The following is a 7029-nucleotide window of genomic DNA, read 5'->3' on the forward strand; positions in this document are numbered from 1 at the left end:
CGCGGCGTGAGCCGCGCGGCTGGGGGCGTGACGGGACGCGCGCCGCCCTTCCTCGGCCATGACGGCGCCATCACGCTGCTGGCCGCGCTGGCGGTGGCGGGGCTGACGCTGGGCATCGCCCCACTGCTCGCGATGCGGGCGGTGGCGCGCACGGCGCGGGAGGCGCCGCTCACCCCGCCCGCCGCACCCGCGCGCATCCTGGTGCTGGGGCATCGGCTGGCGGACGGTGCGGTCTCGGCGGTCTTCGCCGCGCGGCTCGATCGTGCGCTGGCGCTGGCGCGCGCCATGCCTCGCGCGCGTGTGCTGCTGCTGGGCGGGCAGACCTCGCCCGGCGCCCTGAGCGAGGCCGAGGCGGGGCGCGACTGGCTGGTGGCGCGCGGCCTCGATCCCGCGCGCATCGGCCTCGAGACCCGATCGCGCCACACGCTCGAGAATCTGGCGAACCACCGTGCCGGCGGCGGCGGCGGGGCGAACGAGGCGTTGGTCACCAGCCGCGCGCATCTGCACCGGGCGCTGCTGATGGCGCGGGGGCTGGGCCTGGCGCCAACGCCCGTGGCGGCCGAGGACGCCATCGCGGCGAACCCCATCGCCCTCGCGGCCGAGGGCTTCATGGTGCACTGGTATGTCACCGGGCGCTGGCTGTCGCGCCTGCTGCGGCGTCGTGCCTGGCTGGAGAGGATCGGCGCGTGACTATTCCGCCGGCGCCAGCGCGCGTGGCGCGGCCTTCGTGAGCCCCTGCGGCCCAAGCCGGTAGCCGAACCGATAGGCGAGCGACAGCGCATAGAAGGCGGCCTTGAAGGCCAGCACGGGCAATTGCCGGTTGGCATTGGCGTGCACGTCGCCGGCCAGCAGGCTGACCAGGCCTTCGCGCATGCGGAACCGGTTCCGCGGTTCCATGAACATGTCGCGCAGCACCGGGGTGTTGATGCGGTAGATCAGCCAGGAGAGCGATCCGATCGCGCGTTTCACCTTGGCCTCGAAGGCGCGCGCCATCGGCGCCGCGCGCGCAGGATCATCCAGCCAGGTATCGGCCACTTCGGCGCCCATCTCCGCGCTCGCCATCGCCAGCAGCACGCCGGAGGAGAAGACCGGGTCGATGAAGGCATAGGCGTCGCCCGCCATCAGCCAGCCATCCCCATGCATCACCTTCGAGGCGTAGGAGTAGTTGCCAGTGGTGGTTACCTCGCTGACCAGCTCCGCATCCGCGATGCGCCGCGCGACGGAGGGCACGGCGCGCAGCGTCTCTAGGAAGTAGTCGCGCACCTCGCCGCGCCGGCGCTTGAAGAAGCCGGGGTTGGAGACGACGCCGATGCTCATCACGCCGTCAGGCAGCGGGATCATCCAGAACCACCCTTCGTCGAAAAGGTGGATGGTGATGTTGCCGTCCTCGGCCTCGCCGAACGGTGCCACCCCGCGGAAATGCCCGTACATCGCGGCGGTGTTGTTGTGCGGGTTGCGCGCCTTGCTGCCCATGGCCGTGGCGAGCACCGTGTCGCGGCCCGAGCAGTCCATCACGAAACGCGGGCGGAAGGCGTGCATCGCGCCGGCCTCGTTGCGCGCGCACACACGGTGGCCGCCGCGCGCATCCAGCGCGACATCCAGCACGCGCATCCCCTCCCGCGCATCGGCGCCGGCCGTCTGTGCGCGGTGGAACAGCACCTCGTCGAAGCTGCTGCGGCGTACCTGGTAGGAATAGGTGTAGTCCTGGTTCAACCCGGCGGCGAAGGAGAAGGCGGTGTGCTTGCCGTGCTCGTCCGAGACGAAGCGCGCGCCGGGCTTGTGCACGCCGATCGCCGCGATCTCGTCCTGGACGCCCAGGCGCTCGAAGATGCGCAGGTTCAGCGGCAGCAGGCTCTCGCCGATGTGGAACCGCGGGTGGTGGTCCTTTTCGAGCAGGACGACGGTGCGGCCCTTCTCGGCAAGCAGCGTCGCGGCGGTGGACCCGGCCGGCCCACCGCCGATGATCAGCACGTCGCAGGCGGTCTCCCCCACGAGCGGGGCTGGCGTGGCGTCGAGCGGCATGGCCCTGGGTTCCGGTGCGCTTCGGTTGTAGGGTCGCTCAGGCATTTCAAACGACAAACGGTGACAGACGCAACCGCCACGGACCTTTCGCCACCGCCGGGCCTCGCCGTGGTGGTGCCGGCCTTCCAGGAGGCCGCGACCATCGCCGCGCTGGTTGCCCGACTGCGCGCCACACTGCCTGGCCTCGTGCCGCTGGTGGTCGATGACGGCTCCACCGACGGCACGGGTGCCATCGCCGCTGCGGCCGGCGCCGAGGTGATCAGCGCCCCCGGCAACGAAGGCAAGGGCGCGGCGCTGCGCCGGGGCATGCGCGCGGCCCTGGTGCGCGGGGCCGCCTTCGTTGTGACGCTGGACGGCGACGGTCAGCACCGGCCGGAGGACCTGCCGCGCCTGGCCGCCCTGGCGCGGCAGGATCGCATCGTCATCGGATCGCGCCGCCACGCCCAGGGCCAGCCGGCGGCCCGGCGGCGCGCCAACCGGGTGGCGGATTTCTGGATATCCTGGGCCGCGGGGCACCCCGTGGCGGACAGCCAGTCGGGCTTCCGCATCTATCCGGCGGCGGCGCTGGCCGAGCTCGACCGCTACGAGGGCCGCGCGCGGCGCTTCTCCTTTGAAAGCGAAATCCTGATTGACGCCGCGCGGCATGGCATTACGACCGTCGCGGCCGATATCCCGGCGCTCTATGCCGGCACCCTGCAGCGGGCCAGCCACTTCAGGCCCGTTGCGGATATCGCAGGCATCGTGATGATGGTGGCGGGCAAGCTGTTCGCCCGCGGGATGGATCCGGCCGGGCTCTACCGCTGCTTGGCCGGCCGCCCCCGGCAGGAGGAGGGACCGAAGCCTTGATCGATCGCCGTTCCATGCTGCGCAGCGTCGTGCCGGTCGTCGTCGCGGTGGGCGGCGGGGTCGGGCTCGGCGCCTGCCGCGCCGAGCCGATTTACGAAAGCACCGATGGCCAGTTCCAGGGCCGCGGCTCCCTCAGTGAGCGCGAGGCGCTGATCCGCCGCGCCGCCGCATCGCAGGGCGGCTGGTCGGTGCAGGCCATGCGTCCCGGCCTGCTGCGCGCCACCAACACCTGGCGCAGCCACCAGATGACGGTGGACATCGCCTTCGACATCCGCACCTTTACCATCCGCTACGTGAACAGCGTGAACCTCGACTACAACGGCGCGCAGATCCACCAGGCCTACAACGAGCGAGTCCGCGCGCTGGAACGCGCCATCCTGCAGGGCAGCGGCGCAGGGCTGCCGATCTCGGGCGGCGGCGGGCGCGGCGGCAGCGACGCGGTGCCGGTCTCGGGGCCGGTGGTCAGCCAGGAATAGGCCGCCCATACAAGGCGCACGAAGGTTTCACCTTCGCGCCCCTCAGTCGCCGGGCGGGCCGCATCCGCGGCCCTCGGCTTCGCCGCACTTTCGGCGGTGCGCATTCGCGCGCTCGGCCCTCGGGGCCGCAATCCGGAATTTCGTGCGTTCGGCATCAGGCCATCCCGCCATTGATCGACACCGTCTGCCCGGTGATGTAGCCGGCGCGGTCCGAACACAGGAAGGCCACCAGATCGGCCACCTCCCCCGGCCGGCCGAGCCGCCGGGCGGGCACCATCTGCTTCACCGCCTCGGGCGGCACCGCGGCGGCGATGGCGGGGCTGTCGATCAGCCCGGGTGCCACCGCATTGACCGTCACCCCGCGCGGCGCGCATTCCAGCGACAGCGCGCGCACCGCCCCGATCAGCCCGGCCTTGGCGGCCGCGTAGTTCGCCTGGCCGCGATTGCCCATGATGGCCGAGACGGAGGACATCGCGACGATGCGCCCGAAGCGCGTGCCCATCATCGGCAGCAGCAGCGGCCGCGCCACATGGAAGAAGCCGTCGAGCGACACGCCGATCACGCGCTGCCACTGCGCCTGGGTCATCGCCGCCATCGGCACGTCGTCATGCGCGCCGGCATTGTGCACCAGCACCTGGATCGGGCCGTGCGCCAGCAGCGCCTCGCAGGCGTCACGCGCCGCGTCGTGATCGGCGATGTCGAAGGTCGTGGCGGTGCCGCCGAGCTCCGCCGCAAGCGCCTCGGCCCGGTCGCGACTGGCATGGGCATGGACGATCACCCGATGGCCGTCGCGCGCCAGGGCGCGGCAGATGGCCTCGCCGATCGGGCTGGCGCCGCCGGTCACCAGGGCGCGGATCATGCCAGCACCACCGTCCCGCGCCCGGCCACCAACACCCGGCCCCCGCCCGCCACCGCGAAGGCGTAGATGAAGCCCCGCGTCTCGCGCGACAGCGCGGTGGCCGTCACCTCCAGCGCGCCCGGCACATCGTCGAGCCGGTCGGCCGAAAGCTCGACGCCCGCCAGCGCCGCCACGAAGCCCGGCGGCTGGGGTGCGCCGGCGGTCAGCGCGCCATGCAACGCCATCGCCTGCAACCCGTATTCGACACCGCAGATCGCCGGCAGCACGCCCTCGCGGCGCAGCGGATTCGCGGGGTTGCGATGCGTCGCGCTGGCGCAGGCGATGCCCTGCGCGTCGCAGGCGGACACGCTCTCCAGCAGGCACATCGCACCCTGGTGGGGAATGAGGCGCGCGATCGCCGCGCGTGTCGCCGGCAGCGTCACGGCACGACATCCAGGTGCAGCCGCGCATCCTCGAGCATCGGCACATCGAGCGCGGCAGCCCGGCCACCGGCGAGCGCCGCCAGGACCGGCAGCGCGCGCGCCACGGGGTTCGCAACATGCAGCGCCACCAGGCTGCCTGGCAGGTCGGGCAGCGCGGCCGCGCCGGGCTGCGGCGCGAGGCGCAGCGAACCGTGCCGGCCCGGGCCGGGCACCAGCACCAGCGCCATCGCGAAAGGCTCGGTGGTGACACGCAGCGCATCGAGCGGCGGCGGCAGCGGCACGTCATGCGCGACGAACAGCACCGCCTGTCCGCCCGCCACCACCTGGGCCGCCGCATGGAGCAGCCCGGTGGCGAAGACCCCGTCATGCCCGCCGAGGCTCACCGAGGGCCGCGACGACCCGACCGCAATGCCCCAGTACCCCGCCGCCGCATTGTGCACCGAATTATGGAACTGGGTGGGCGAGATGGCGCCATCCGGCGTGTGCAGCGCCTCCAGGATCGAGGTGATCACCTGGCCTTCCCCATTCGAGCTGGCGAAGACGGTGTCGAGCTCCTCCGGTACCAGGCCGCTGTCCTGCACCGCCTCGATCGCCACGGCCAGCGCGAGGCGCACGGAAGGGCCGGTGCGTCGCCGCTCGGTCGCGGGCAGCAGGGTGGGCGCGGGCGGGGTCAGCGGCGCGGATTCGTGTGGCACGCGCCCGGCCAGCACCGGCGCCGCCTGCGCCCATCCCGCCAGCCCCGGCGCGAGCAGCCCGATGCCGGCGATGCCGACGGACAACGTCACGGCAACCGCCCGATCACAAGCGCGCAGTTGCTGCCGCCGAAGCCGAAGGAATTGGACAGCACGCGATCGACACGCGCGGCGCTGTTCTCCACCGCGATGCGCGCGGTGAAGGACGGGTCCGGGCGATCGACGCCGAGGCAGCCGGGCACCAGCCCGTCCTCGACGCAGATCGCGGCTACAGCGGCCTCCAGCGCCCCCGAGGCGCCGAGCGTGTGCCCGGTCCAGCCCTTGGTGGAGGAACAGGGCACCGCGTCGCCGAAGAGGTGCGCAATGGCGCGGTCCTCCATGGCGTCGTTCGCGCGCGTGCCGGTGCCGTGCATGTTGACGTAGTCGACCTGCGCCGGCGTGAGCCCCGCGCTGTCCAGCGCCGCGCGCATCGCCGCCACCGCGCCGTGGCCGTCCGGATGGGGCGATGACATGTGATGCCCGTCGGAGGACGCGCCCGCGCCGAGCAGGCCCAGCGCGCCCTCGTCGCCAGGGCCGGCACGCTCCAGCAGCGCGAAGGCCGCCGCTTCGCCGATGCTGATGCCGTCGCGGTCCTCCGCGCAGGGGCGCGTCGGTCCCTTCGCCAGCAGCTCGAGCGACCCGAAGCCGTGCAGCGTGAGCCGGCACAGCGTGTCGGCCCCGCCCACCACGGCCGCATCCGCCAGGCCCGCTGCGATCAGCGTGCCGGCATCGAGGAAGGCGCGGGCGCCGGAGGTGCAGGCGGTGGAGATCGATACGCAGGGCCCCGCCAGGCCGAGCCGCGCGCGGACATAGCGCGGCAGGGCGTGCAGGTCGTGCGTGCGCGCGTAGTCGTAGCCGGCGAGTGCGCCATCCGCGCCGTCGCCGCGACGCGCCCAGGCCTGCTCGGTTTCCTCGATGCCGGAGGTGGAGGTGCCCATCACCACCGCGACCCGCGCCGCGCCATGGCGCGCAACCGCCGCTTCCACCGCTGCCAGGAAGCCGTCCTGGCGCAGCGCCAGCTCCGCCAGCCGCGTGTTGCGGCAGGCGAAGGCAGCGAGCGGCGCGGGCGGGGCGATCGCCTCGGCCGCCCGCACGCGGCCGATCCAGATGCCCGCGGGCATGCCTGCCAGGTCGCACGGGGTCAGGCCACCCTGCCGCCCGTGCAGGGCCGAGCGCATTGCATCGAGCCCCACGCCCATGGCGCTGCTCGCGGTGATGGCGGTGATGCGCAGCCTCGGCATGCGGATCAGATGGTCATGCGGCGCCGCGGCGCCAGCGCGCAGGCCAGCAGGAAGGCGCAGGCCACGCCGATCGACACCGTGAGCCCCGTGGCGTGCAGCACCGGCGTGCGGCACAGCGCAAGCAACCCGAAGGTGAGCAGCGTGGTCACCATGCAGGCGATGACGGACCCCAGCATGCGCGCCGCCTCCTCCCCGGTGCTATTTTCGGAACGAGACATGAACAGCGCATAGTCCATGCTCACGCCCGCCAGCAAGAGCGCCGCGGTCAGGTGGAAGATGGTGATCGCCTCGCCCAGCGCGGCCAGGGCCGCGAAGGTCAGCAGCAGCGCGCCCGCGAGCCCGAGCGCGATCCGCGCCCCGCCCACGAGCCCGCGCCCCGCCGCGAGCAGCAGCAGAACGGCCACGCCGCCGAGCGCCGCCCAGCGCAGCGCC

9 protein-coding genes are annotated in these 7029 nt (G+C 73.2%); 3 read left to right on the forward strand and 6 right to left on the reverse strand.

Annotated elements, in window-relative coordinates; genetic code table 11:
* On the forward strand, positions 1-690 hold a 690-nt coding region (locus HW578_RS20645), incomplete at its 5' end, for a YdcF family protein (RefSeq protein ID WP_232479165.1).
* Here HW578_RS20645 and HW578_RS20650 read toward each other — a convergent pair.
* Positions 691-2022 carry an NAD(P)/FAD-dependent oxidoreductase gene (locus HW578_RS20650; RefSeq protein WP_198372600.1) on the reverse strand — a complete coding sequence of 444 codons (1332 nt, stop codon included), beginning with the start codon at positions 2020-2022 and terminating at the stop codon, positions 691-693.
* 60 nt (positions 2023-2082) lie between these two features.
* Between HW578_RS20650 and HW578_RS20655 the strand changes: the two genes are divergently transcribed.
* Complete coding sequence (locus HW578_RS20655; protein WP_198372601.1) at positions 2083-2868, forward strand: glycosyltransferase family 2 protein; 786 nt, start codon at positions 2083-2085, stop codon at positions 2866-2868.
* Entirely contained in the window at positions 2865-3344 is a 480-nt protein-coding gene (locus HW578_RS20660; RefSeq protein WP_198372602.1) for a hypothetical protein, read from the forward strand. The genes HW578_RS20655 and HW578_RS20660 overlap by 4 nt, the downstream gene beginning before the upstream one ends.
* Before the next feature lie 154 nt (positions 3345-3498).
* Here the strand turns inward: HW578_RS20660 and fabG are convergent, their stop codons facing one another.
* The 5 genes from fabG to HW578_RS20685 all read right to left on the reverse strand — a co-directional run.
* Complete coding sequence (gene fabG / locus HW578_RS20665) at positions 3499-4203, reverse strand: 3-oxoacyl-ACP reductase FabG (RefSeq protein ID WP_198372603.1); 705 nt, start codon at positions 4201-4203, stop codon at positions 3499-3501.
* Positions 4200-4625, reverse strand: coding sequence for a phosphotransferase (locus HW578_RS20670; RefSeq protein ID WP_198372604.1), 426 nt, complete (start codon positions 4623-4625; stop codon positions 4200-4202). The genes fabG and HW578_RS20670 overlap by 4 nt, the downstream gene beginning before the upstream one ends.
* The gene (locus HW578_RS20675; RefSeq protein WP_198372605.1) at positions 4622-5410 is read right to left on the reverse strand and encodes a beta-ketoacyl synthase chain length factor; all 789 of its coding nucleotides are present in this window, start codon (positions 5408-5410) and stop codon (positions 4622-4624) included. Before HW578_RS20675 ends, HW578_RS20670 begins: the two co-directional genes overlap by 4 nt.
* Positions 5407-6597: a beta-ketoacyl-ACP synthase gene (locus HW578_RS20680; RefSeq protein WP_198372606.1), complete on the reverse strand. Its 1191-nt coding sequence runs from the start codon at positions 6595-6597 to the stop codon at positions 5407-5409. Before HW578_RS20680 ends, HW578_RS20675 begins: the two co-directional genes overlap by 4 nt.
* Before the next feature lie 5 nt (positions 6598-6602).
* Positions 6603-7029, reverse strand: a 427-nt coding sequence (locus HW578_RS20685; RefSeq protein WP_198372607.1) for an MMPL family transporter, incomplete at its 5' end; no start/stop codon positions are given.

The organism is Roseomonas rosulenta, from assembly GCF_016106005.1.
Taxonomy (GTDB): domain Bacteria; phylum Pseudomonadota; class Alphaproteobacteria; order Acetobacterales; family Acetobacteraceae; genus Neoroseomonas; species Neoroseomonas rosulenta.